Annotated in this window: 19 protein-coding genes; 9 read left to right on the top strand and 10 right to left on the bottom strand. The window is 42.6% G+C overall.

The window, feature by feature from the left end; all coding sequences use genetic code 11:
* Window positions 1-10 precede the first annotated feature (10 nt).
* On the top strand, window positions 11-1,345 hold the full coding sequence (locus tag E2R65_RS08120) for an MBL fold metallo-hydrolase (protein WP_134335978.1): 1,335 nt from the start codon (window positions 11-13) through the stop codon (window positions 1,343-1,345).
* A gap of 52 nt (window positions 1,346-1,397) precedes the next feature.
* Here E2R65_RS08120 and E2R65_RS08115 read toward each other — a convergent pair whose 3' ends face one another.
* The gene (locus E2R65_RS08115) at window positions 1,398-1,733 is read right to left on the bottom strand and encodes a hypothetical protein (RefSeq protein WP_134335977.1); all 336 of its coding nucleotides are present in this window, start codon (window positions 1,731-1,733) and stop codon (window positions 1,398-1,400) included.
* Between the two features lie 183 nt (window positions 1,734-1,916).
* Between E2R65_RS08115 and E2R65_RS08110 the strand changes: the two genes are divergently transcribed.
* Window positions 1,917-3,212 (top strand): hypothetical protein, encoded by a 1,296-nt coding sequence (locus E2R65_RS08110; RefSeq protein WP_134335976.1) that lies wholly within the window; start codon window positions 1,917-1,919, stop codon window positions 3,210-3,212.
* A 241-nt stretch (window positions 3,213-3,453) separates the two neighbouring features.
* On the opposite strand, the gene E2R65_RS08105 is transcribed toward E2R65_RS08110, so the two are convergent.
* From E2R65_RS08105 to E2R65_RS08090, 4 genes are all read right to left on the bottom strand, one after another.
* A complete protein-coding gene (locus E2R65_RS08105; protein WP_134335975.1) occupies window positions 3,454-6,714 on the bottom strand; it encodes a TonB-dependent receptor in 3,261 nt (1,086 codons plus the stop codon).
* A gap of 186 nt (window positions 6,715-6,900) precedes the next feature.
* Window positions 6,901-8,349 carry a hypothetical protein gene (locus E2R65_RS08100; protein ID WP_134335974.1) on the bottom strand — a complete coding sequence of 483 codons (1,449 nt, stop codon included), beginning with the start codon at window positions 8,347-8,349 and terminating at the stop codon, window positions 6,901-6,903.
* A gap of 94 nt (window positions 8,350-8,443) precedes the next feature.
* Window positions 8,444-11,233, bottom strand: coding sequence for a TonB-dependent receptor (locus E2R65_RS08095; RefSeq protein ID WP_229704658.1), 2,790 nt, complete (start codon window positions 11,231-11,233; stop codon window positions 8,444-8,446).
* 117 nt (window positions 11,234-11,350) lie between these two features.
* Window positions 11,351-11,713 (bottom strand): helix-turn-helix domain-containing protein, encoded by a 363-nt coding sequence (locus E2R65_RS08090; RefSeq protein ID WP_134335972.1) that lies wholly within the window; start codon window positions 11,711-11,713, stop codon window positions 11,351-11,353.
* 312 nt (window positions 11,714-12,025) lie between these two features.
* Here E2R65_RS08090 and pruA point away from each other — a divergent pair, with 312 nt between their 5' ends.
* On the top strand, window positions 12,026-13,663 hold the full coding sequence (gene pruA, locus E2R65_RS08085; protein ID WP_134335971.1) for an L-glutamate gamma-semialdehyde dehydrogenase: 1,638 nt from the start codon (window positions 12,026-12,028) through the stop codon (window positions 13,661-13,663).
* A gap of 129 nt (window positions 13,664-13,792) precedes the next feature.
* On the opposite strand, the gene E2R65_RS08080 is transcribed toward pruA, so the two are convergent.
* From E2R65_RS08080 to E2R65_RS08065, 4 genes are all read right to left on the bottom strand, one after another.
* Window positions 13,793-14,467, bottom strand: coding sequence for a carbonic anhydrase (locus E2R65_RS08080; RefSeq protein ID WP_134335970.1), 675 nt, complete (start codon window positions 14,465-14,467; stop codon window positions 13,793-13,795).
* 28 nt (window positions 14,468-14,495) lie between these two features.
* Window positions 14,496-15,239, bottom strand: a complete 744-nt coding sequence (locus tag E2R65_RS08075; protein ID WP_134335969.1) for a YoaK family protein — start codon at window positions 15,237-15,239, stop codon at window positions 14,496-14,498.
* Window positions 15,240-15,421: 182 nt separating this feature from the next.
* Window positions 15,422-17,026, bottom strand: a complete 1,605-nt coding sequence (locus E2R65_RS08070) for a SulP family inorganic anion transporter (protein ID WP_134335968.1) — start codon at window positions 17,024-17,026, stop codon at window positions 15,422-15,424.
* 147 nt (window positions 17,027-17,173) lie between these two features.
* Window positions 17,174-17,509 carry a hypothetical protein gene (locus tag E2R65_RS08065; protein WP_134335967.1) on the bottom strand — a complete coding sequence of 112 codons (336 nt, stop codon included), beginning with the start codon at window positions 17,507-17,509 and terminating at the stop codon, window positions 17,174-17,176.
* 107 nt (window positions 17,510-17,616) lie between these two features.
* Between E2R65_RS08065 and E2R65_RS08060 the strand changes: the two genes are divergently transcribed.
* From E2R65_RS08060 to E2R65_RS08035, 6 genes are all read left to right on the top strand, one after another.
* A complete protein-coding gene (locus E2R65_RS08060; RefSeq protein ID WP_134335966.1) occupies window positions 17,617-19,158 on the top strand; it encodes an acyl-CoA carboxylase subunit beta in 1,542 nt (513 codons plus the stop codon).
* Between the two features lie 92 nt (window positions 19,159-19,250).
* Complete coding sequence (locus E2R65_RS08055) at window positions 19,251-19,616, top strand: hypothetical protein (RefSeq protein ID WP_134335965.1); 366 nt, start codon at window positions 19,251-19,253, stop codon at window positions 19,614-19,616.
* Window positions 19,617-19,806: 190 nt separating this feature from the next.
* Window positions 19,807-20,226 carry a GNAT family N-acetyltransferase gene (locus tag E2R65_RS08050; protein ID WP_134335964.1) on the top strand — a complete coding sequence of 140 codons (420 nt, stop codon included), beginning with the start codon at window positions 19,807-19,809 and terminating at the stop codon, window positions 20,224-20,226.
* A 214-nt stretch (window positions 20,227-20,440) separates the two neighbouring features.
* Window positions 20,441-21,556, top strand: a complete 1,116-nt coding sequence (locus E2R65_RS08045) for a M42 family metallopeptidase (RefSeq protein ID WP_134335963.1) — start codon at window positions 20,441-20,443, stop codon at window positions 21,554-21,556.
* A 65-nt stretch (window positions 21,557-21,621) separates the two neighbouring features.
* On the top strand, window positions 21,622-22,524 hold the full coding sequence (locus tag E2R65_RS08040) for a nucleotidyltransferase family protein (protein WP_134335962.1): 903 nt from the start codon (window positions 21,622-21,624) through the stop codon (window positions 22,522-22,524).
* Between the two features lie 672 nt (window positions 22,525-23,196).
* A complete protein-coding gene (locus tag E2R65_RS08035; RefSeq protein WP_134335961.1) occupies window positions 23,197-23,571 on the top strand; it encodes a response regulator in 375 nt (124 codons plus the stop codon).
* Here the strand turns inward: E2R65_RS08035 and E2R65_RS08030 are convergent.
* Entirely contained in the window at window positions 23,568-24,683 is a 1,116-nt protein-coding gene (locus E2R65_RS08030) for a hypothetical protein (RefSeq protein ID WP_134335960.1), read from the bottom strand. The two genes, E2R65_RS08035 and E2R65_RS08030, sit on opposite strands and share 4 nt — an antisense overlap.
* Window positions 24,684-24,882: the final 199 nt, after the last annotated feature.

Genomic DNA, 24,882 nt, shown 5'->3' with positions numbered 1-24,882 from the left:
GACACGTTATATGATAGTTCACCAGTTTTACGACAAAGGTTTGGCGCATGCTTCTTACGCCATTATCCGCACGGGCCGCATGATTGTTATCGACCCTGCCCGCAACCCGCAGCCTTACTATGACTTTGCCGCCCTGCACCATGCAGATATTACAGGGGTTATTGAAACCCACCCCCATGCCGATTTTGTAAGTTCGCACCTGGAGATCCACCAAACTACCGGCGCCGTTATTTATGTAAGCAAACTTGCCGGTGCCGCTTACCCCCATGAAACTTTTGATGATGGCGATTTTATCCAACTGAATGATATCAAACTAAAAGCCATAAATACCCCCGGCCACTCGCCCGATTCTATTTGTGTGTTATTAGAAGATGAGACCGGCCGCCATTGCGCCGTATTTACCGGCGACACCCTGTTTGCAGGCGATGTTGGCCGCCCCGATCTGCGCGAAAACGCCGGCAATATTACCGCCAAAAAAGAGGAACTGGCCCGCCAGATGTACCACAGTACCCGCGATAAGCTGATGGTTTTACCCGCAGATGTTACGGTTTACCCGGCACATGGCCCCGGCTCGCTTTGCGGTAAAAGCATGAGCCCCGATCTGCAAACCACCATTGGTAAAGAATTGAGGGATAATTATGCCCTGCAACTGATGAACGAGCTGGATTTTGTGAAAGTACTTACTGCCGACCAGCCCTTTATGCCCAAATACTTTGGTTATGATGTAGAAATGAATAAAAACGGCGCGCCAAATTTTGAGGAAAGCATAGGCATGGTTAACCGCCCATCTGCAGGTATTATATTTGAAAAGGATGCTCTCATCATTGATACACGTATTAAAGAGGCTTACCGGAACGGGCATGTAAACCATTCTATCAATTTGCAGGACGGCGAAAAATTTGAGACCTGGCTGGGCTCTGTTATTGGCCCTGATGAGCCATTTTACCTGATAGCCGCTACTGATGAAGAACTGGAGATCATCATTAAAAAAACGGCAAAAATAGGTTACGAGCAAAACATTACCGCAGCCATACTTACCCCTGTAAATGCAACGGAACGATCACCTAATATTGACTACGCCGATTTTAAAGCCCATACAAACCACTATACAATTATCGACGTGCGGAACTGGGCGGAGATAAAAAGCGGCAAGATCTTCAGTAATTCCTTGACTATCCCATTACCCGAATTGCGCGAACGCGTTGGCGAAATACCTGCCGATAAACCTATAATAGTGCATTGCGCTGCCGGCTACCGCTCGGCTGCTGCTGTGGGGATCATTGCTTCGGCCATAAACAACGTACCAGTTTATGATTTAAGCGATGCGATAAACGAGTGGAAATAAAGCCCGGTTTTGTTTCTTAATGCTGCTGTTTACAGCCTGTTAGGCGCCCCTATTAAATACTCCATAACCCCGGCTGATCGCGGTAATGGCTTATGTTTTCAATAATTTCTTCCACTTCATGCGATGTCAGTTCTTCGTAGCCGTCGGCAGTGTAAGTAAATAATTTTCCGGGGTCTTCAAACGTAATAAAGCCCAGATAGGTTGGGTCGGTTTTTGTTTCGAGTAAAAGTTCACTTTCCTGGCGGTGCTCCTGTTCTTCGTTCAGTTCACCATTATTATATATATTATAAGTGTAAGTTAACACGGGGTGCCCGTTTACCTCTGCCTGGGTATTAGGTATAACCTTTATAGCTCTATCGTTTCCAACGGTAAAAAATATAGGCGTCATAATAATTAAATCTCCTTATAAATTACAACTCTTAATTTAAAAGGTTTGCCGGATACGGTTGATTTTAAAATATAAAAAAGACGAAAACAGCTGAAAAAGAAAAATTATTGATCTATAAAAATTTAAACGCTTTAAAAATAAACCGTTTATTTATTATTTTAGGGCTACACTAACCCTGATACAATGACCACCACCACCGTTGCCGAACCTGCCTACTGGTCGCCCGGGCGCAAAATAGCCCTGCGCTTTTTCTTTATCTTTTTTATCCAGTACATTATTTTTAACCCCAACGGCGTACTCCCTAATATAGATAAGCTATATGAAATATATATCGAGCCTATCCACAAATTAATTGTTTGGATAGGTGCGCACATACTCCGCTTAGATAAACCTATAACCGTATTTACCAACGGCAGCGGCGATACCACTTATGATAACGTGCTGCTGCTGTTCGGCTTCTTTTTAGCTGTTGCCGGTAGCCTGATATGGACCCTTGCCGACCGTAAAGCGCGTAATTACAACAACTTGTTTTATTGGCTAACTGTAATTGTTCGTTATTATGTGGCCATTACCATGGTAACCTATGGCTGTGTAAAAATAATTAAACTACAATTCCCCGGCCCCACGCCCGACAAGTTGCTGCAGCCTTTTGGTAATGCATCGCCCATGGGTTTAGCCTGGACATATATGGGCTACTCTACCGGGTTTAACTACTTTACAGGTATGGCCGAATTTTTATGCGGCATATTATTATTCTTCCGACGCACGGCTACATTGGGTGCCATCATCGGGTTGGTAGTGGCCGGCAATATTATGGCTATAAATTATTGTTTTGATGTGCCGGTTAAGCTGCTATCTACCATGCTGGTTGTGATGTGCGCCTACATCCTGAGCAAGGATTTCATCAGGCTGCTAAACTTTTTCATTTTGAATAAACCCGCCCAGCCCGCCAATCTGGGTCGCCATCAGTATAAAAAACGCTGGAAAAACATTACCCTAACCACTGTAAAATATATACTGGTTATTTATACTGTTGCCATGAGTTTTTATGGGGATGTGCAAGCCAGGACCCAATACGGCGACCTTGCTCAAAAGCCGCCTTTGTATGGCATCTACAACGTGCAAAGTTTTATCCGGAATAAAGACACTATCCCGCCGCTTAAAACCGATACCACGCGCTGGGATAAACTGGTAGTAAGTTACGAAGGCAGGGCAAAAGTAATTATGAGCGACGACACCAGCCGTACGCATGATTTTAAAATAGACACTGTTAAGCATACTATTGCCATGTATAGCTACTCGGATACTTCGGCTAAATCCTTTTACAAGTACAGCCAACCAAACAAAGACCTCTTAGTACTGAAAGGCACCCTAAAAAAAGATTCGGTAACCATCAATCTTAAAAAATTCGACATCAATAAATTCAGACTGATCAATCGGGGTTTCCATTGGATAAACGAGTATCCGTATAACCGGTAATATCAAATATTGGCTCATCAGGGTGTTCACGTTCACGGCGTGAACACTCAACAATATCAGCAAACAACTCATTATCAAATATCTAAAAAATAGTGTGCTGCGAATATAGCGCCACCAAAACATGTAAACAAAAAGCGGGTAACATAAGGCATTCTAATCCCAGGTAAAAAACAAGAACGCCTGCCGGTTACCCGGCAGGCGTTTTGATTAAATATAAAGAACGAGTGAAAAAGAATTTCCGTTAGAATGCGTAGCGCAAACCAAATTGCATTTGCCAGCGCGATGCGAACAGATCGACTGAATACGGCACACCCGGATCTGCAAAGGTGTATTTAGGATAAGTTGTTGCTGCCGAACCAAATGACGGTGTTGTTTTTGGCGTTAAGCCAACACTTGCAGTTGAATTGAACGTATTAGCCGAGAAATAATACTGGCCCCAGTTTTTGTTCAACAAATTGGTTAGGTTAATAATATCATAGGTAAAGGTTAGTACCTGCTTGCGTTTACCGCTGCCAAACTTAAAGTCCTGCGCAAAGCGGAAATCGAGGTTATTGTTCCACGGGGTGAAGGCGGAGTTACGCTGGGTAAACTCACCGCGGCGCGTTTTCAGGTATTTATCCTTATCTATAAAGTTATCAAATGCGGCTGCCTGCTGTACTGCTGTTGCACCGCCTGCAATGTCGCTAAAAAAGTTTACGGTTTCGCCTACTTTAGGGATGTAAGCTAAACTAACCTGCTGCCCGGTACCGTCAATCGCTTTTGGATAGATCCCGTAGCTGTATGGGTTACCTGTTTGTGCGCTCAGGAAGAAAGTAAAGTTAGCCGTGTATTTTTTTTCTCTATCCCAGTTAAGCACATAATTAATGTTTGATACAATGCGGCTGCGGATATCAAAGTTTGAATTAGCCAGGCCGGGGTTATTGGGATTAAGCGCCTGGTTTAGCTGCCAGTTAGATTCCATAGAGTTACGGATACCGTTGGTAACATCTTTAGAATGCCCGTAAGTATAAGCTACAGATGCGTTTAACCCAAACGGGAAGGATTTGGCAACCTGTGCTGTTAAGCTGTAACGGTACCCCTGGTTGGTATTTGATAACAGGTAAGCATTGGTATAAGATGTATTAACTTTTTGATTAACAAATATCGGCTGCTGTTTATTGGCATCATAAGGATAATAAGTAACACTATCCTTGGTATTTACCTGCTGAAACTTAAGATCGTGAATCACTTTGGTATAAATGGCCTCTACGGTAAACTTCCATCTGTCGGCAGTGGTATAATCATACGCTAAATTTGTGCGCCATACCTGCGGCATTTTAAAATGGTTGTCAATCAAATCTACCTGTGTTGGGCCTGTTGCGCTTGTATTGGCAGCGGGGTTTGTTTGCTGGTTAACATAGCCTAAACCACCATTGGCAGGTGCCTGTACCGGGTTTGTACCCGGTGTAATTGGCGCTGCAGTTGTTGGGCTGCGGTCATAAGCGCCATAGGTATTACCGTTGTTGTAAAACGCATAACCAAACCATGCAAAGGGCACACGGCCGGTAAATAAGCCGCTACCACCACGCAGTATGGCTGTTTGGTCGCCATTGATATCGTAGTTAAAAGATACGCGGGGGTTTATTTCTACGTTGTTTAAATAATTGTTTTTAATATCTGCAGGTTTGGTATAGGTAAAGGTGTTGCCGTAATTAAGGTCAACCGGGGCGTTGATGGTTTTGGTACTTAAGGGTTGTTTGTTAGGTACACCCGCATAATCAAAACGTACACCGGCGGTAAGTTTAAAATTATCGCTCAACTGGATCTCGTCCTGCCCGTAAAAGCTCATTAAGTTTACTTTAAACTGCGCTGAAGGGTTAGCTAAAATATAATCGCGCGTGTTATTAGTATAGTTATAATTAGCACGTGTACGCGATGGGTTATTGGCTAAAAAGTTGGCCACGCTGCTGTAGGCGATACGCCCGTTCCAGGCGTTTACAAAGTTGTAGGTAATGTCATAAAACTCATTATGCGTACCAAATGTCCAGGTGTTTTTGCCCGATGTAAGGGTTAAGTTATCCGTAAATTCGGTAGTTTTTTGGCGCATATCAAATATGGCGGCTTCCCTGTCGGTGCCTAAAAATATGGTTGTACCCGGGGTGTTACCGGTTATTTCTATCTGCGGCAGGGCCGGGTTTGAGTTTGGTGTACGGAAATCATGCACGTTAGAGTAACCTACAACCAAACTGTTGTTTAATGAATTACTTAACCTTGATTTTAATTCGGCTACGGTAGAGCTGCTGTTGTTATGCGATGTGTAATCGATATCGCTGAAACGGAAGTTTTGCTGGTCGCGTTCCAGGTTTGTAGCGGTAGACGAGATGGTGTTATTGCGAATGGTTAACTGGTTTTTATCGTTGATGTTCCAATCTAAACGGTTAAAGTATTTGTTTGACCGTGAGAAGATGGAGGTGTTGCCATAAGTACCGGCATCAAAACCATAATCGGCCATTTTGTTTTTAATATTGATGGCATCCTGCAGGGTAAGGATCTTGGCAGAAGCTGCCGTGCCGGCTGCTGCAATAACAGGGTCTTGCCGGCGGGCAATTTCTTCGTTGGTAAAAAAGAATAGTTTGTTTTTTAGGATGGGGAAGCCCAAACGGATGCCTGTTTGATAATCATGAAAAGTTGACGGCAGGCTTGAACCATCGCCGCCGGATGCTGCCTTGGCGTTATTGGGCCCTACCAGGAAAGCGCCGCGGCCATAACCGTAAACCGACCCGGTAACGTCATTTGTACCGCTGCGGGTTACTGCGTTGATACTACCACCAAGCACGTTGCCTATTTTAATATCATAAGGCGCAACCAGCACCTGGATATCCTGTATAGCATCTAACGATACCGGGCTGGTACGGGTACTGCTGCCCACCTGCCCCGATGCATTGTTTTGCCCACCTAATGACGGACTGAAGCCGATAGCATCGTTATTGATTGCACCATCAAGTGTTACGTTGTTGTAACGGTAATTGGTACCCTGAAAAGAATTGTTATTGCTTTGCGGGGTTGCACGGGTAAGATCTTGCAGGCTACGATTGATAGACGGCATATTTTTGATTTGGTTTTGGCTGATGCGTGTGCTGGCGCCTGTTTTGGTGCCGCCTGCATTACCTACAATACGCACTTCTTTTAACGTAGTGGTTTCATCGGCCAGAATAAAATTATAGGTTGCACTGCCTAAAGATAGCGTAACATCGGCATGCTCATCTTTTTTATAGCCCACAAAACTGGCACTTAAAGTATAAGGGCCACCTGGGTTAACATTAGGTATGGTATAGCGGCCATCGGCATTCGTTTGCGACCCGTAGCGGGTGCCGGTGCTGTTGTTTAAAACAGATATGGTTACGCCCGGCATGGTTATACCTTTGGCATCAACAACCTTGCCGCTGATAACAGCCGTTGTGATCTGCGCTTTAACACCAGCTGTTATCAGCAGGGCTAAAATGATCAGGTAAAATTTTTTCATTTTTTTGAAGGGGTTTTATTTCCGTCAAAAGTGCCCCGGTAATATTACGCGCCTGTTAAGCAAGCATTAGAATGGCATTAGAATAGCTTAAGCAATGTTAAATTAATGTTTACTGAATTTAACTGCAAACCACAAAAAAAGCGGCTACCCGTTTGGATAGCCGCTTTTGAATAGTATAGTTTTTAATTAATTTACAGCACCTGGTGTAGTGTATGGTAACACTTGCGGGTTGTAGTTAGCCCAGCCAGCGCTCCAGTCATCAGTACCAAAAGCACCGCGGTAAGCTACTTTATCAAAGAAAGTATCGGCAATTTTTGTATCGCTATAAATTGCACCTGTTGCAGCAATTGAACCTGTTTTAACAGTAAATACAGGTGTGCCGGGCAATGCAAAATCTGATGAGAATTTAAAAGGATCGTTGATCAAAGCATCAGCATATTTAGCGGCATCAAAAACATTGTTAAGCCTTAAAGTTGCTTCAAATAATGATTTGTTTTCGCCCTTTACTTCATTGCTTTTTTTATTGCAACCATAAATAATGTTGTTGGCAAAACCTATACGGCCGGCTACAAAGTTTGCAGATGTTGCACCGGCTGTGGTTACTTTAGAATCATCAATGTAAATACCTTCCTGGAAACCAGAGAATACAGAGTTAAAGATGCTTTCTGAAGAGTTACGACGGATCTGTGCTGCATGCTGGTGGTTAGCATTTACCGTAGGTAAAGTTGCACCTGCAGTTGAAGGCAATACCGGGCCTAACAGCGTCATGTTTGAAAATATAGCCGTAGTTTGCGGTGTTTTGTTTGAACCGTCTTTATCATTGTCAGATTCGAATGCGTTTGAACCGGATACATCGGCAATTGTTGGGTAACGTTGTGCTAAACCAAACTGCACTTTACCAGAGAAACCGTTGTCCGTATCAAAATCATCATCTAAGCTGCCGATAGCTAACAGGTGTTTTGCGTTTACAGAACCACCAAACCACTCGTAAGCGTCATCGCCAGAACGATAAACTTCTACGTACTCAATAGTAGTACCAGAACCTACGCCGCCAAAAGTGATACCGTTAATTTCGTTATCAGGAGAAAAAGGTACACCTGCATACTCAACACGTACATATTTAATAGTACCCGAGTTGTCGTTAGCTACAGTACCACCGTACTGAATGTATTTGGCAGCATTGCCTTTAGCATCTAAACCACCTTCGATGTTTACGTTATCACCAGAGTTTACAGGTGCTTTACCTAAAAGGATTAAACCGCCCCAGTCGCCTGCGGCACGTGTGCCGGCAGCAAATGATGAAGTAAATACTATAGGCTTGCTGGCTGTACCAACTGCCATGATCTTAGCACCCCTGGTAATAATTAAAGTACCTTTGGTTGCTTTGTCGCCTTTAACAATTGTACCCGGCTCAATGGTAAGTGTAGCGCCTTCTGTAACGTACACAAAGCCTTTAAGGGTATAAATTTTGTCTGCTGTCCAGGTAGTGTTGGTAGCAATATCACCACTAACCTCAACCGAAGTGCTGGTTTGTACGGGTGGTACAACAACCGGATCAATAGTAGCTTCCTTTTTAGAGCAAGAACTTGCCAGGATAACTGCGCTTAGCGCTAAAAATAATAATGGTTTTTTCATGTTTGCTTATTGTTCGATTTTTATCAAATTTCGGCTACTTGTATTAAGCCTGCATTAAGCGGCGTTTAACAAATAACTTATTGTAAACTATTTCTTAAAATGTGTAATTAAATGACAGTGCGTAGTTTGAACCTATGTTATAGTTTCTGAAGATGTTGCCCTGGCCGGATGGAACGTATGGTTTGCCATCAAGCTCATAGGTAAAATTGTAGTTGTTATGCAAAATATCGCTGCCGCTGAATTTGATCTCGCCGCGGTTTTTGATCACCTTGTAACCCACCTGAAAATCTAACACATTACGCGGGCTTTCATACACGCTTGAGTAGGTTTGGCCACCGGCGTAAAAAATTCTTTTACCAAGGCGGTTAAACAATAGGTTTAAGGATAATTTGTTATCTAATTCGGTGTGGGATATACCGGCATTGATCACATAAGGCGATTGGCCTACCAGCGGGCGTTTCTTTTCTAAACGCTCATCTTTTGCCGATACAACATCGGGGTTGGTAACCTGCGATTTGTTGAAAGAAAAGTTAGCATACGCTGTGGTATTTTTAAAGAACTTGCTGTCGTTAACAAAATCAAGTGCTTTGCGGGCCTCCAGTTCAAAGCCATAAACATAGGCAGATTTTGAGTTAAAGTAACTGATGGTGGTTGATGAGTTTTGATCATCTATATAAGGCTCGATAGCATTCTGAAACCTTTTGTAGAAGGCCGATACCGAAAATATCTGGCCTGCCGACGGGTAAAATTCGTACCTTAAATCGGCATTATCAATGCTTGTTCTTTTCAAAGCAGGTTCGCCCTGTACGGTTGCCAGCAACTCATAATCATAGTAGGCAAAATTTGCAAGCTCCCTAAACTCGGGGCGGGCAATAGTGCGTGCGTATGATGCCCTAAAGTTTGCTTTAGGCGTTAAAGCGTAGGTAAAGTTTACAGAGGGCAAAAAGTCAAGATTATCTAAGTTAACCTTTGCTTTGGTTTTGTCGGCACTCTCCAGGTTAAGGTCAAACTTTTCTACACGCAAGCCATAAACTATACGTACTTTTTCACCAATCTTGCTGTCTAACATAGCATAGGTTGCATTGGTTAAACTATTAGCGGTGTACCTGTCTGTAGGGTTTGATAATTCATCCAGGTTGTATAAACCTGCATTAATGGCGTTTTGGCCAAACAGGGTTTCAATAGGCCTGGTTAAAATATCGCTGGCATTTGGATAGTTAGGGTTGTTGGTATTAAGCACCAAACCTAAAAACCTTGCACCAAATGTCCTGTCGCGGTATTGCGAGTTAAGGCCCACTTTAAGCGTACTTTGTTTAAACAGATTTACCGGCAGGCTGTAATCAACCTTACCCGAGTAAATATTCTCGTTCAGGTGCGAAAAGAAACGGGCGTTCTCTTTTTGTAAACCTGTAACCTGGGCAACGTAATCGCCGCCGTTAAGGCTTTTGTAGTTTACTTTTCTTTGATCGGGCTGGTCGTTCACAATATTGCTGTAACCCAGGTTCCATTTAATTTTTGAATTTTTTTCGCCCAGGGCATGCTCACCTTCTACTGTTGATTTGAACAAGGCTTTAGTAAGCAAATCATAAGCGTAAAAACGGTTATCGCTTGATGTGCTTAAGTTTGTACCCGTACGGTAAGTAAACTGATCATCTAAAATACGGTTGTATAAGTTTTTAAAGGTGATCTTGTTTTTACCGAAGCTGTAGGCAAAATTTGCTAAAGCACCAACGTTGGTAGAGAACTTATATAAACTGTTATGATAATCATAATCATTAAACCGCTGGATCAGATCAGGTGTAATGTTTTGCGAATTACGGTAGGTTAAAGCTACTGTAGTACCAAAACGGTTTTTGTTTGCGCCTATCTCTTTTACGTTACCAATGGTTAACTGGTAATTTTGTGTAGGCAGCGCTTTGTTTGTATAAACGCTAAAATCGTTATTAAGGCTGTTGATGGATTGTATATTACGTGTACCGGTTACCTGTTTATTAACAATCTGTTCGGTACTTGGGAAATTTGCAACCAGTTTACGGCTGCCATCGTCAAAAGCAAAATAATCGCTTGTGCTGCGGTAACCGCTTTTAAAATCTTTAAATGTACTTAAGGTATTATAGCCCGCGCCAACGCCAATGGTAACAAAATTTTGGTCGGGAATATCTTTGGTCATAATCTGCACGTTACCGCCTGCAAAGTCGCCTGCTATATCAGGGCTTGCTGTTTTACTGATAACGATGTTATCAATAAGGTTTGACGGTACAATGTCAAAAGAGAAAGCTTTGCGGTTAGGCTCGGTACTTGGCAGCGGTGCGCCATCAAGCGATGCGGTGTTGTAGCGGTCGCTCAAACCACGTACAACCACAAACTTATTGTCTTGTATGGTTGTGCCGCTTACACGCTTAAGTACATCGCTGGTATTCCTGTCTGGTGATTTACGGATCAGTTCTGAAGATATCCCATCAGATATAGATACACTGTTTTTTTGAATGGCATACAGCGCACCTACTGATTCCTGACGGTATGTGGCTTTGATCACCACCTCATTCAGGGCTTTTGACTCGGCCTGGCCAACGGTTATATCAAGCGGGGTATTGCCGCCCGCCTTAACTTCAATATCAGAAATGGTTTTACTTTGATAGCCAATGTATCTTACCAGTATGGTGTATCTGCCGGGCTCAAGGCCGCTTATTACATAATGGCCCTCAACATCGGTAGCGGCAGCTTTTGTGGTGCCTTGTATGTTAACGGTTGCCCCTATTAAGGTTTCGCTGGTTTTTTGATCGATAACCTTACCAGAGATGCGGCCTGTGGTTTGGGCAAATAAATTGCCCGCACTTAGTGCTAAAACGAATAGAACGATGATTGCGGATAAAACTTTTTTCACGTGTATTAATTTAATACCGCAAAACTATTACCGCGATGTTAGTTGAATGTTATGCGTTTATTACCATAAACGCCACTTCATATTATCCCAATGTTAACGAGGGGCTTAAACACGCTGTTAACCAGCTTTTTGCTTATCAGTTAAGTTATGCTGCTTCAATTCCTGCAGCTCAATTTCGTAGGCCCGCATACGGGCGTGCAAAATATCTACCTCGGTGCGCATCATCTGGATTTCGGTAATGAGTTTGGCCGAGTCCTGCTTATGGATCATTTTATCACCGGTACCCAATATGAGCCACTCGGGCGAGTATTTTAACTGGAAACACAATTTACGGATAAGATAGTAACTGATATCCTGTTTCTGATTGATCACCTTACTGATAAAACCCTGGTCTACCCCAATCGTATTAGCCAATGCCAACTGACCGCCATGCTCTTTCACAATAACCTTTATCCGTTTTACAACTGCTTCGTCAGACATGATACAATTATAAACATTTTTGGTAAAGTAGGCACGTTTGCTTAAAACTTGTAAAAAAGATTGCACCTACTGTTCATATTCACGCGCATGAACATCGTGAACATTTGTAACATATTGATAATAAAAACTTTAAATAAAATAAGCTTTTCTTAAAAACCAATCTACCTGAATTAGATTATTTCATATATCATATCGTAATTAACGGCTTTAATATTTTCATATCAATCTCACGTCACAATTTTAATTTGCCTGGCTGCCTATTGGCACATCTGCGCCTAAACCCCTATCTTTGCGCTCTCAAATAAATCATCTATGTTAAAAGGATTTTTTAATGTTCCGGCGCCTGTAAACGAGCCTGTTTTAAACTACGGCCCGCGCAGTGTAGAACGTGCAGCGCTTAAAGCGGCTTTAACCGAAGCCCGTGCCCAGCAAATTGATATACCCATGTACATTGGCGGTAAAGAAGTGCGTACCGGTAAACTGGTAGAACTGCGCCCGCCGCATGATCATAAGCACCTGTTAGGCACCTTCCATTACGGCGATAAAAGCCATGTTACCGCCGCTATTGATGCTGCCCTGGCTGCTAAGGCAGATTGGGAAAACCTGCCATGGGAACAGCGTGCCGCCATATTTTTAAAAGCTGCCGAACTGATTGCCGGCCCATACCGCTACAAAATAAATGCGGCTACCATGCTTGGCCAAAGCAAAAACGCTTACCAGGCCGAAATTGATGCCGCCTGTGAATTTATTGACTTTTTGCGCTTTAACGTGCAATACATGACCGAAATTTACCAGCAGCAACCACCCGTATCGGGCAAAGGGGTATGGAACCGTTTAGAGCAACGCCCTTTAGAAGGTTTTGTGTTTGCTTTAACGCCTTTTAACTTTACCGCTATTGCAGGAAACCTGCCGGCATCTGCCGCCATGATGGGTAACGTAGTAGTTTGGAAACCTGCGGATACGCAGGTTTATGCTGCCAACGTAATTATGCAGGTATTAATTGAAGCAGGCCTGCCTGCCGGTGTAATTAACCTGATATATGCAGACGGACCAGAGGTTGGCGATGTGGTATTTAACCACCCGGATTTTGCAGGGATCCACTTTACAGGCTCTACCAAGGTATTTCAGCACATCTGGCAAACTATTGGCACCAATATTCATAAATATAAAACCTACCCGCGTATTGTAGGCGAAACCGGTGGTAAGGATTTTGTGCTTGCCCACCCAAGCGCCAATGCTGATGCCGTTGCCGTAGCCTTGTTAAGGGGCGCTTTTGAATATCAGGGGCAGAAGTGTTCGGCTGCCTCACGTGCTTACATCCCGGCAAGCCTTTGGCCAGCGGTGCAGGAGCACACGGTACGCGAAATGGCTACCTTTAAAATGGGCCCTACCGAAGATTTTGAGAACTTTATTAATGCGGTTATCAGCGAGGTATCGTTTGATAAACTGGCCAAATACATTGATGCTGCCAAAGCAGATAAAGATGTTGAGATTATTGCAGGTGGTAATTACGATAAAAGCCAGGGCTGGTTTATACAGCCAACCGTTTTAAAGGTTAACGACCCTTATTATGTTACCATGTGCGAAGAGTTATTTGGCCCCGTACTTACCGTTTATGTTTACGAGGACAGCGAGTGGGACAAGATTCTGGATATTGTAGATAAAACATCTATTTATGCATTAACAGGTGCTATTTTATCGCAAGACCGCTATGCTATTGCAGAGGCTACACAACGCCTGCGTAACGCTGCAGGTAACTTCTACATTAACGATAAACCAACCGGTGCGGTTGTAGGCCAGCAGCCATTTGGCGGCGCGCGCGGATCTGGCACTAACGATAAGGCCGGTTCTATGATTAACCTGCTGCGCTGGGTATCGCCGCGTACCATCAAAGAAACCTTTGATTCGCCTAAAGATTACAGATATCCGTTTTTAGAGAAAGAGAATTAACAGAAATAAAAACTGTTAAAAACTAAACCAGATAATCATCTGGAAAACAAAACAGGCCGGAAAAATTTCCGGCCTGTTTTGTTTTAGGCATTTGCTTGCCCTGGATCAGGTTATCCTGATCGCTGATCTTTATTTAGATTCGAATCTGAAGATCTCGTCCATTTGCGAGTTATTGCTGGCACTTACCTCCATATCTTTAATGATACCGGTAGACAAGGCATATACCCAACCGTGGATGCTTAATTCCTGGCCGTTTTGCCACGCATTCTGCACGATTGAATTTCTGCAAAGGTTGCTCACATTTTCAATTACATTCAACTCAACCAAACGGTTTCCGCGCTGGGTATTATCCTCAATCGCGTTCAACTCATCGGCGTGTAAGCGGTAAACATCTTTTATGTTTCTTAACCAGTTGTCAATCAAACCAAATTGTTTGCTGCTCATGGCTGCCAGCACACCACCACAACCATAGTGGCCGGTAACAATTACATGCTTAACTTTTAATACGTTTATGGCATAATCCAGTACACTCAGCATGCTCATATCTGTATGGATAACCATGTTGGCTATGTTGCGGTGCACAAATATTTCGCCGGGGTTAGTGCGGGTGATCTGGTTGGCAGGTACACGGCTGTCAGAACATCCTATCCATAATATTGGTGGTTTTTGGCCATTTGCCAGGGTTTTAAAATAATTAGGGTCTATCTTCAGGGTGTCTTCAACAAATCTTTTGTTCCCTTCCAGCAAACCTTCGTAAGTAATATTGCTGGTATCGTGTATTAATTCACTTTCTTTTGCACACATAATTTTTTCTTTTTAATTTGATAAGTACTTAAATATTATTTTTTTGCGGGTATATCAATTGATACGTTTTGTGGTAAAATATGGGCAACAGGTCATAAAACAAAATAGTAAGCAGTATAACAGGCACTACATAAAAAACTTTAAACTCGTACAGGTTAAAGAAATAGCCGCCTAACAACCCGCCAAAAATAAAAAATCCAAGTATAGTTAATCTTACAACTATTTTATTTTTCACTTCCTGGCTTTCTTCTGTTTTAGGATGCATCCAATCGGCCAGTTCGCTTCCTAAATCTGTAAACAAGCCTGTTAAATGCGTTGATTTTACCAACCCGCCTGATACATTTGAGGCAACGCTGTTTTGCAAGCCCATGGCAAAAAGCAAAGCGCCTATTACTATCTGCCGCTCCTGCTGCGTTTCGCGATAAAAATTATTACCATATACCGCTACAAAAAAAAGTATAAATATCTCTATAACAATAGGGATAGAATGCGCTTTGTAGCTGCTGATATGCATAACCGATTTCATGATAAAATTGGATACAAATGCACCCAGCATAAACATCAGCATCCATATACCGAATATGATAATAGAATCAAAATCGCGCTCCACAATGTTTTTTGCAAAACTGGCCACATGCCCGGTAACATTTGATGTAAATGCCAGGAAGGCAAGTAAGCTGCACACATCAATTATACCAGCTACAAATGCTGTAGATGATGCCAGCATCAGGTTTTGTTTTAAGGTTCGCTTGTCTTTTATTTGCCTCAGCATAATTTATTTATGTAAATTCTTAACAGCTGTGTTAACACTTATTTGCATCTACTGTTTTACATTACCACAAAAGCTGTGCTTTAATTAAAAGGCCGCGGCTACTATCAAATTTATTTGCGGTAACTCTGCCAGTTGAACAAGCCTGCTGCCCTTTATTGTTATCGTATTCACAGCTATTTTAACTATTCGGGTTTGTAAACCAGGTCTTTTAAAGGCGGGATATCATACCGTTCTTTAATTTCATGCAGCTGCACAATAATGCCTTTGGTGTAAGCATTATGCCTGTAATTGTTAATAATTTCCAGCACATCCGGGTCAATATAGCGCGAGTTGGAACCATCTATAACCACATCGCTGCCTTTTGGCAAGCCGGTTAGGGTTATTTGTATGGCCGCTTTGTTAAGAAAAGACACCTCTTCGGCCAGTTTTATGCGGATGGTGTTTTTATCGCCGTTACGGCCAATGGTGTAAAAGTAGGGGTTACGCATATTAGTACGTAAAATATAAAACACACCTACCAACATCCCAATGCCCACACCTATCAGCAAATCGGTAAGCACAACGGCTACAATCGTGATCACAAACGGAATAAACTGATCAAGCCCTTTATGCCACATGTGTTTAAATAAGCCTATCCTTGCCAGTTTATAACCTACTGTTAACAGTATGGCTGCTAAACATGACAATGGGATTTTATTTAATACAGATGGTATGGCCAGCAGGCAAACCAGGAGTAAAACACCATGAAAAACAGCGCTTACCTTGGTACGCGCACCCGCATTTACATTTGCTGATGAGCGTACGATAACGGCTGTCATGGGTAAACCACCAAGCAAGCCGCTTACCAGGTTACCTGCACCCTGGGCCACCAATTCGCGGTTTGTGGGCGAGATCCGTTTAATAGGATCTATCTTATCAACCGCCTCTAAACTCAGCAGGGTTTCCAGGCTGGCTACAATGGCAATGGTAGCCGCGGTTATCCAAACCTGCTTATTGCTTAATCCGCTAAAATCCGGCGATTTAAACAAACCAAAAAACTCATTTGTGCTGTGCACCAAAGGTATTTGTACAAACTGTTTATCTAAAAGCGCAAGGCTGGTGCCTGCAAAAACCGAAGCCAGTACTGTGCCCAGTACCACAACCAGTAAAGGCGCAGGTATCATAGCAAGCTTTTTAACTTTAGGCCAGTATATCATTATCGCTAAAGAAACCAATGCAATAATTACCGCCCCGGAGTTTATTTTACTAAAGGCGCTAAAAATGCCCGAAAACGTATTCTCGGTATCCATCTGGCTAAAACCCTCGTCGCCCTCATAATCTTTATCATAGCCAACAGCATGCGGAAACTGCTTCATGATCAGGATGATACCGATTGCAGCAAGCATCCCCTCGATAACCGATGATGGAAAGTAGTTGGCAATGGTGCCTGCCTTAACCAGGCCGAGTATGATCTGCATGGCACCCGCAATGGCAACACAAAGCAAAAAAGATTCGAACGAGCCAAGTTTGGTGATGGAGTTTAATACAATAACCGTTAAACCGGCCGCCGGGCCCGCTACACTTAGCTGCGAACCACTGATGGTACCTACTACTATCCCGCCAATGATACCCGCCAGAATACCCGAAAAAAGCGGGGCGCCGGATGCCAGGGCTATCCCTAAACACAGGGGCAGGGCTACTAAAAAAACTACTAAACCTGCAGGCAGATCTTTCTTTAAATTTTTAGCCAGAAAATACTTCTTCAGGTTAAGGTCGCCGGCGGTAACACCGCCTTGCTTGATTTGCATAAAACAATGATTTTTTATAATGAAACTTTAGTAAACAGCTTGTATGCCAACACCAACCCGGCAAACAGCACATTGCATGCTACTGAATTAAAAAAACAGCAGTATGCATTTAAATCACCGGATACAAAAAATATCCGGCTATCACAATTAAACGTTTGGAGGCGGCGTTGGTACCACAGGGTGATACACCTGCCGGTACAAAGAGTTCTCTTGATTGTGCAGGATATTGGTTTCAACAATAAAAGGCCTGTACACAATCAGGTGAGTAAAAAAATTCTCGTCATAAAACTTCTTTTCTTTAAAGGCATCCTTTTCCGGATCTTCCTTCTCGTTCTTGGTTTCATGCTCCAACTGCATGATCACCGCACGAACAGTTTTATTATCAAGGCATAAAAAAACAGGCGTAACAGATATGGCCATCTTTACAACAAAGATACCCAGGAACAAAGCCGCAATTGCGTTTTTGAAAATTCTGCTTTTCATGCACTACAAAGATATAATTTTTTAGAATTACAAAGCATCATTACATCGTTTAAAGCTATTCTTACAATATAATTACTAATTTTATCGCTTTACCAATTAACCGTATCGTGAACAAAAAGCTGGATATTTTACAAAAAAAGCGCGAGCAGGCGCTGCAGGGCGGCGGCGCAGTACGCATTGAAGGGCAGCACAAAAAAGGCAAATTAACCGCCCGCGAAAGGCTGCACTTTTTGCTTGACGAAGGGTCTTTTCAGGAGATAGGCATGCTGGTTTCGCACCGCAGTACCGATTTTGGGATGGAGAAAGAAAAATATCCCGGCGATGGCGTTGTTACCGGTTATGGTACGGTTAACGGCCGCTTGGTGTATGTTTTCTCGCAGGATTTTACCGTTTTTGGCGGTTCCTTATCAGAAACACATGCCGAAAAGATCTGTAAAATAATGGATCTGGCCATGAAGAACGGAGCCCCCGTAATTGGCCTGAACGATTCTGGTGGTGCACGCATCCAGGAGGGTGTGGTATCTTTAGGCGGCTACGCCGATATATTTTACCGCAATACCATGGCCAGCGGGGTAGTGCCGCAAATATCGGCTATTATGGGGCCCTGCGCGGGTGGTGCCGTGTACTCCCCTGCCATTACCGATTTTATTTTGATGGTAGAGCATACCAGCTACATGTTTGTTACCGGCCCTAATGTGGTAAAAACGGTAACACACGAGGTGGTAACGTCAGAAGAATTGGGCGGCGCCAATACCCACGCTACCAAAAGCGGCGTTACCCATTTTGCCTGCGCTAACGAAATAGAGGCCATTAACCATGTAAAAAAGCTGCTGAGTTACATGCCGCAAAACTGCGAGGACCGTGCCCCTGCCCTGCTTTACGAGGTTAAGAACGAGGAACGCCCCGCATTGACAGATATATTGCCTGAGAACGTATCGCAGCCTTATGATATCCGCGAGGTGATTGAGCAGGTGATAGACGACGGATCTTTTCTGGAAGTGCACAAAGATTTTGCCGAAAACATTGTGGTAGGCTTTGCGCGCCTGGCAGGCCGCAGCATTGGTATCGTGGCCAATCAGCCGGCGTTTTTGGCTGGTGTGCTGGATATCAATTCATCAACCAAAGGTGCACGCTTTGTGCGTTTCTGCGATAGCTTTAATATCCCGCTGCTGGTATTTGAAGATGTACCGGGCTTTTTACCGGGCACAGATCAGGAGTGGAATGCCATTATCACCAATGGCGCCAAATTGCTTTACGCTTTCTGCGAGGCTACGGTTCCGCGCATTACGGTAATTACCCGCAAGGCTTATGGCGGTGCGTATGATGTAATGAACTCCAAACACATTGGCGCAGATATGAATTACGCCTGGCCAAGTGCCGAGATCGCCGTAATGGGTGCCAAAGGCGCTGCCGAGATCATTTTTAAACGCGAAATAACCACCGCCGAAGACCCGGAAGCCAAATGGCGCGAAAAGGAAGAGCAATATGCCACCATCTTCGCTAACCCCTACCGCGCCGCCGAGCGTGGTTTTATTGACGAAGTGATTGCCCCGGCAGAAACGCGCATCAAGCTCATCCACGCCTTTAAAATGCTGGAAAATAAAGTGGTGAATAATCCGAAAAAAAAGCATGGGAATATTCCGTTGTAATTGCGGATGTTTAACTTCGAATCTAATAATAATTGATTGTAATAATCAATTATTTACACCATCGTCTATTTAAATAGAAAATATAAAAAAACATGGAAGATAGCCTTGATAAGTTTGGAAAATTTCTGGTTGAAAACTTTCGAGATAAGGGAATATATTATGCGGAATCATTGTTGGCTGGAATTTGGAAAGCACCATCTTTACAAGATATCCAAACGGGTCTTAGCCACTTATCTATAACACAAAAGGAAGCTGTCAAAAAAGCTATTATCTCAACTTTGGATTCAGCAATGCATGATTTCCTATTTGCCTTGCAAGTGCAGGCAGAATATAAAAATGAGATTCAAATCACAGTTGACAAAAATAACATCGTTGACTTAAGTGATGGTATTCATGGAGAAGCTTATTCTGACGACGGCTGGTATGCAAAATATAGCAAATATGAAGTGATTGAATAATTCATTGCCCCGCTTTTAAGGCATAGATCAAAAAATCACCAAATGGCTTTAGCCTAAAATTTGGCTGAAGCCATTATTATTTGTGGGCTATCCGTTGGCTAAAGCCAACGGCAATGATACATTTCACTTCCGCATTTGAAATTCAACAATTGATGTTCGATATTAAAAAACCTTTACCTTTATTATACCTATGCTTTCCATCGAACAAATAACTCCTCATCTTACCTGGCAATTACGCCGCGACGTGCTTTACCCGGGCGAGTATAAGCATGATATGGAGATGGAAGAAGATAACCACGGTTACCATTTCGGGGCTTTTACAAATAATAAATTGGTGGCCGTTGTTTCGCTGTTCCAAAACGGCACCGATTGGCAATTCCGCAAGTTTGCTGTTGATGCAGGCTTACAAGGGCAGGGTGTTGGCAGGCAGCTGTTAAATTACATTACCAATTTTGTGCTGCAAGAACACGGCAAAAGGCTTTGGTGCAACGCGCGGTTAAGCGCAACCGGGTTTTATTCCAAATTCGGGTTCACACAAACGGGGCAAAATTTTATCAAAAAAGGTATCGGGTATGTGGTTATGGAAAAAAACCTGCAGCCCCTTAAATAAGTAAAGATCAGCAGGCCTTGCGCCAACTGATCTTTATAACTAACTAATGTAACTGATCTTATTATTTACGCTGCAAAGGTGGGCTTACAGTATAAAGTGTGTGTTAACTAATAAATAAGGTTGCATTGCTTTTTACAGATATTGCTTCATTACCAACAGCTTTATTATATTTGCCCAAAGGCTATCCCTACAGGCCCAATCATATATACTTATAATGGCAAAAAAAAAACCAGAAGCTGAACAGCAAGCAGCTGTAGTAAACGACGCATCATTAGCATTTTTCGAAAAATATATCAATAACCCATCCCCAACCGGCTTTGAATGGAAAGGACAAGAAATTTGGCTGGATTATTTAAAACCATACATCGACGATCACTTTGTTGACAATTACGGCACCGCTGTTGGGGTAATTAACCCACAGGCCGAATACAAGGTTGTGATAGAGGCCCATGCCGATGAGATCTCGTGGTTTGTAAACTATATTACTAACGATGGGCTGATCTATGTGATCCGTAATGGCGGCAGCGATCATCAGATAGCGCCATCAAAACGGGTAAATATCCACACCGATAAGGGTATCGTAAAGGCCGTATTCGGCTGGCCTGCTATCCACACCCGCCTGGGCGGCGAAAAGGAAGAAGCGCCCACACTTAAAAATATTTTTTTAGATTGCGGCTGCACCAGCAAAGATGAAGTTGAAGCCCTGGGCATCCATGTAGGTTGTGTAATTACCTACGAGGATGAATTTATGGTACTTAATAACCGTTATTATGTAGGCCGTGCATTAGATAACCGTGCCGGTGGTTTTATGATAGCCGAAGTTGCACGTTTATTAAAGCAAAACAACGTTACCCTGCCATTCGGCCTGTATATTGTAAATGCTGTGCAGGAAGAGATTGGCCTGCGCGGTGCCGAAATGATAGCCCACCGCATCAAACCAAACGTAGCCATTGTTACCGATGTTACGCATGATACCGGCACGCCAATGATCAATAAAATAACCCAGGGCGACCTGGCCTGCGGTAAGGGGCCTGTTATTTCTTACGCCCCCGCGGTACAAAACAACCTGAATAAATTACTGATAGAATCGGCACAAAAAGCGGGCATACCGTTCCAGCGCCAGGCGTCAAGCCGTTCTACCGGTACCGATACCGATGCTTTTGCATACTCTAACGATGGGGTACCATCGGCCCTGATCTCTCTACCGTTACGCTACATGCACACCACGGTAGAGATGATCCACAAAGATGATGTGGATAACGTGATCCGTTTGATCTATGAATCGTTACTGAACATTAAAAACGGGCAGGATTTTAGATACATTAAATAACAGGGCGAGTTTAAGCCCTGACAAATCATTAATTCAATAACACACTAAATCAATAATTATTTAGGATGAAACCAACATTATTAATTTTGGCCGCTGGTATGGCCAGCCGCTATGGCAGCATGAAACAGGTTGACGGCTTCGGCCCAAACGGCGAAACCATTATAGACTACTCTATATACGATGCTATAAAAGCAGGCTTTGGTAAAGTGAGCTTTATCATCCGCGAGGAATTTGCAGAGCCGTTTAAAGCGATATTTGAGCCTAAATTAGCAGGACGCATTGAAACTGATTACGTTTTCCAAACTTTTGATCTGGAGCCCTTTGGCATTACCGAAAAAATTGAGCGTGCAAAACCCTGGGGTACTGCACATGCTGTACTGGCTGCCCGCAACCAGGTAAACGAGCCTTTTTGCGTTATTAATGCCGATGATTACTATGGCTATGATGCATTTGAAAAAATGGCTGCTTTTCTTAATACCGAAGTGGCCGACGATAAATACGCCATTATTGGTTACCAGATAGACAAAACACTGTCAGACCACGGCACGGTATCACGCGGGGTTTGTGCAGTTGATGATAACGGTAACATGACCGAGGTAAACGAGCGTACAGAAGTTTATTTTAAAGAAGACGGCACCGTGGCTTATAAAGATGCAACCGGCGAACATGCTTTAGCCAATGACACACGGGTATCCATGAATTTTTGGGGCTTTACACCGGCTGTTTTTAAACAAAGCGAAGACCTGTTCAAAAAATTTGTGGAAGCCAACAAAAATAACCCTAAATCAGAATTTTTTATTCCGCTGGTGGCAGATGAACTGATCAAAAACGGAACGGCATCATTTAAAGTGATCCCTACCGCTACCAAATGGTTTGGTGTAACTTATAAAGAAGATAAACCAATTGTTCAAAACTCCATATCAGAACTGGTTACCAACGGCACATACCCAACCAATCTTTGGGATTAAACTAAAAAGGTTAAGTATTTTTAAAATCCCGCTCATAAGGCGGGATTTTTATTTACAAATACATTTAGCTTACAATCAATTTAACATTTTAAAACACGGCCTTATTAATACAAACTAAAAAAACACAATCGCAAAATTACCTTACAATCTTATTTTTTTAATTAAAAATATAGTTGTTAAATTTTATTTTAAGCTTGTATATTTTAATATTAATTTAACATCGCAAGCAATAAGCAGCAATCTTAAACTAACCCCTAACTGAACAAAATGGTTACAAAAGCATTTTGCAAATTGGCTTATATTTGGATGCTTAAATTAAAAATAGCTTTACTATAGCATAACATTGTTGTAACATAGGTTACCTATTGCAAACTGCTGAGTAATTAAATACGTATATAAAACACATTATAGTACACACACTTTGAGCCATATAGCTAAATCACCCAGCACACATTGCCCAAAATGCGGTAATTTATTTCACCACCAGCTACACCGAAGCTGGCTTGTTAAAAATCTGCTCTTTTTCGTCCCTTTAAAAAAATACTTCTGCGCCAACTGCAAAACAGCCCGGTATATTTTAAAAAAGCAAGATTAACCGCCATATAATTTGTTTTGGTATAAGTATTGCTTGTGTATAAATATTATATACACAGATACTTATAGAGATAGGCAATGAGACGGATTTTAGCTGTAGACGATGATCATGATATACTGGAAGTACTACAATTTATACTTGAGGATTCGGGTTATAAAGTAGACACTCTTTCCGATGGTCATAAATTAATGGATACTATACGGGACAAACACCCCGACCTGATACTGCTTGATATTATGCTGGGCAATATGGATGGCCGCGAACTTTGCAAAACAGTAAAAAAGCAAACCGAAACCCATAATATTCCAATCATCATGATATCGGCAAGCCACAATATCAGCAGCACCCTCAATCAGGATGGTGCACCAAATGATTTTGTAGCTAAACCATTTGATATTAATACACTTCTTAATTCTATCAAAAAACAGCTTTCATCAAAAAACGCGGCTTAAAGCGCTTTAGTTTTGATTTTAAGCTCTGCCAGCTCTTTATCAATGCGATTGTTCCACATTTGCTGCTGATAACTGTTTATGCTGTGTGCAGTTTCGTTATCATATAGCTTCTGCATCTTGTTCATTTCGCGCAGGGCATCCAGATAACCCATACTTATAATAGCATCGTAACTGTCGGGTGTTGGGTTTTGTGCTAATATCTCTTTTTTATAATGCTCGGCAACCAGCTTGGCAATGTCAAAATGCCGCTGCTCGTGGTTAAGGTTGTAGGGTGTTAATGTGCCCGGGCTTACCCAGCAAGCACTTTTTGGCGCATATACCTTCATTGCGAAAGTGAGATATATCGTGGCGTTTTCAACTTTCTTTTCTTCCTCATACCCTATCCCTGCAAATATCTCGGCACCATGCCTGCTATCTGTCTGCATTTTACCTTTAAAGTCATCCCACTTTAAAGGCCTGTTGGTAGCATAATATATGGTATCACCTTCCGCAGGTTCGTTGTAATCTTTAAACGTGATCTTAAAGCTCCTGGCTAACTTGATATTACCCGGCGCCTGTGCATTCATCCAATTATTTAAATAAGATAGGCTGTTGTTTAAAGCACTTCTTAACAAAGGTTCTATTTGCTGTGCAGGCCCCGCTTTACGCCGGTAACTGGTTGTAGTATGATAATCAACCAGGTGTATGGGGTCCTCTCCTTTTTGCAGATAAAATGCCATACTTAGTTTAATCTCTCCTTTTACCACACCCGGGGCAGCAATTACTTCACTTACATTTAAATCATTCAGCTTTATGATCACCGGTCGCAGGCTTTTATCAGTCGTCATACTGGTGATTATAAAATTTTTAATGGCGGCCATGCCATCTTTTATATCAACAGGGTATGCTTCGGGTGGTTTACCGGGGGCTAAGGTATAAGATTGCAGAGCGCCAATAGCGGTGTTATCCTTTCGGCCATCTTCTACAGCGGCTACATAAAACTCTTTAGGCGTAATTTGTAAAGGCTGCTTTTGCAGGGTAATGCAGGCCACGGGCAGGCTGCCGGTTTTAAATGCAGTTGCCCAAAACGTAAAACCCAATAAAGTTATTACAAACAGAAACTTTTTAAGCATATACCAGTTAAACGTTTCAAGTTTTTTATTATTCTCAGGTTCAGTAATCTGAATAAATAATGACAATTACTTACTCTATCTAAATTTTAAAGTTTTCCACAGGCATACCATCGGCAAATGGCTATCGTTTAAAAAAAGTGCTTATCCACATTTGTTAATTACTAATGTGGATTGCATTTTTGCGTTTAGCTAATTTAGC

Origin of the sequence: Mucilaginibacter phyllosphaerae (assembly GCF_004378255.1) — a bacterium.
Taxonomy (GTDB): Bacteria; Bacteroidota; Bacteroidia; order Sphingobacteriales; family Sphingobacteriaceae; genus Mucilaginibacter; species Mucilaginibacter phyllosphaerae.
Note: the sequence above shows the minus strand (reverse complement) of the source record. Positions and strands in the feature narration are given on the sequence as shown.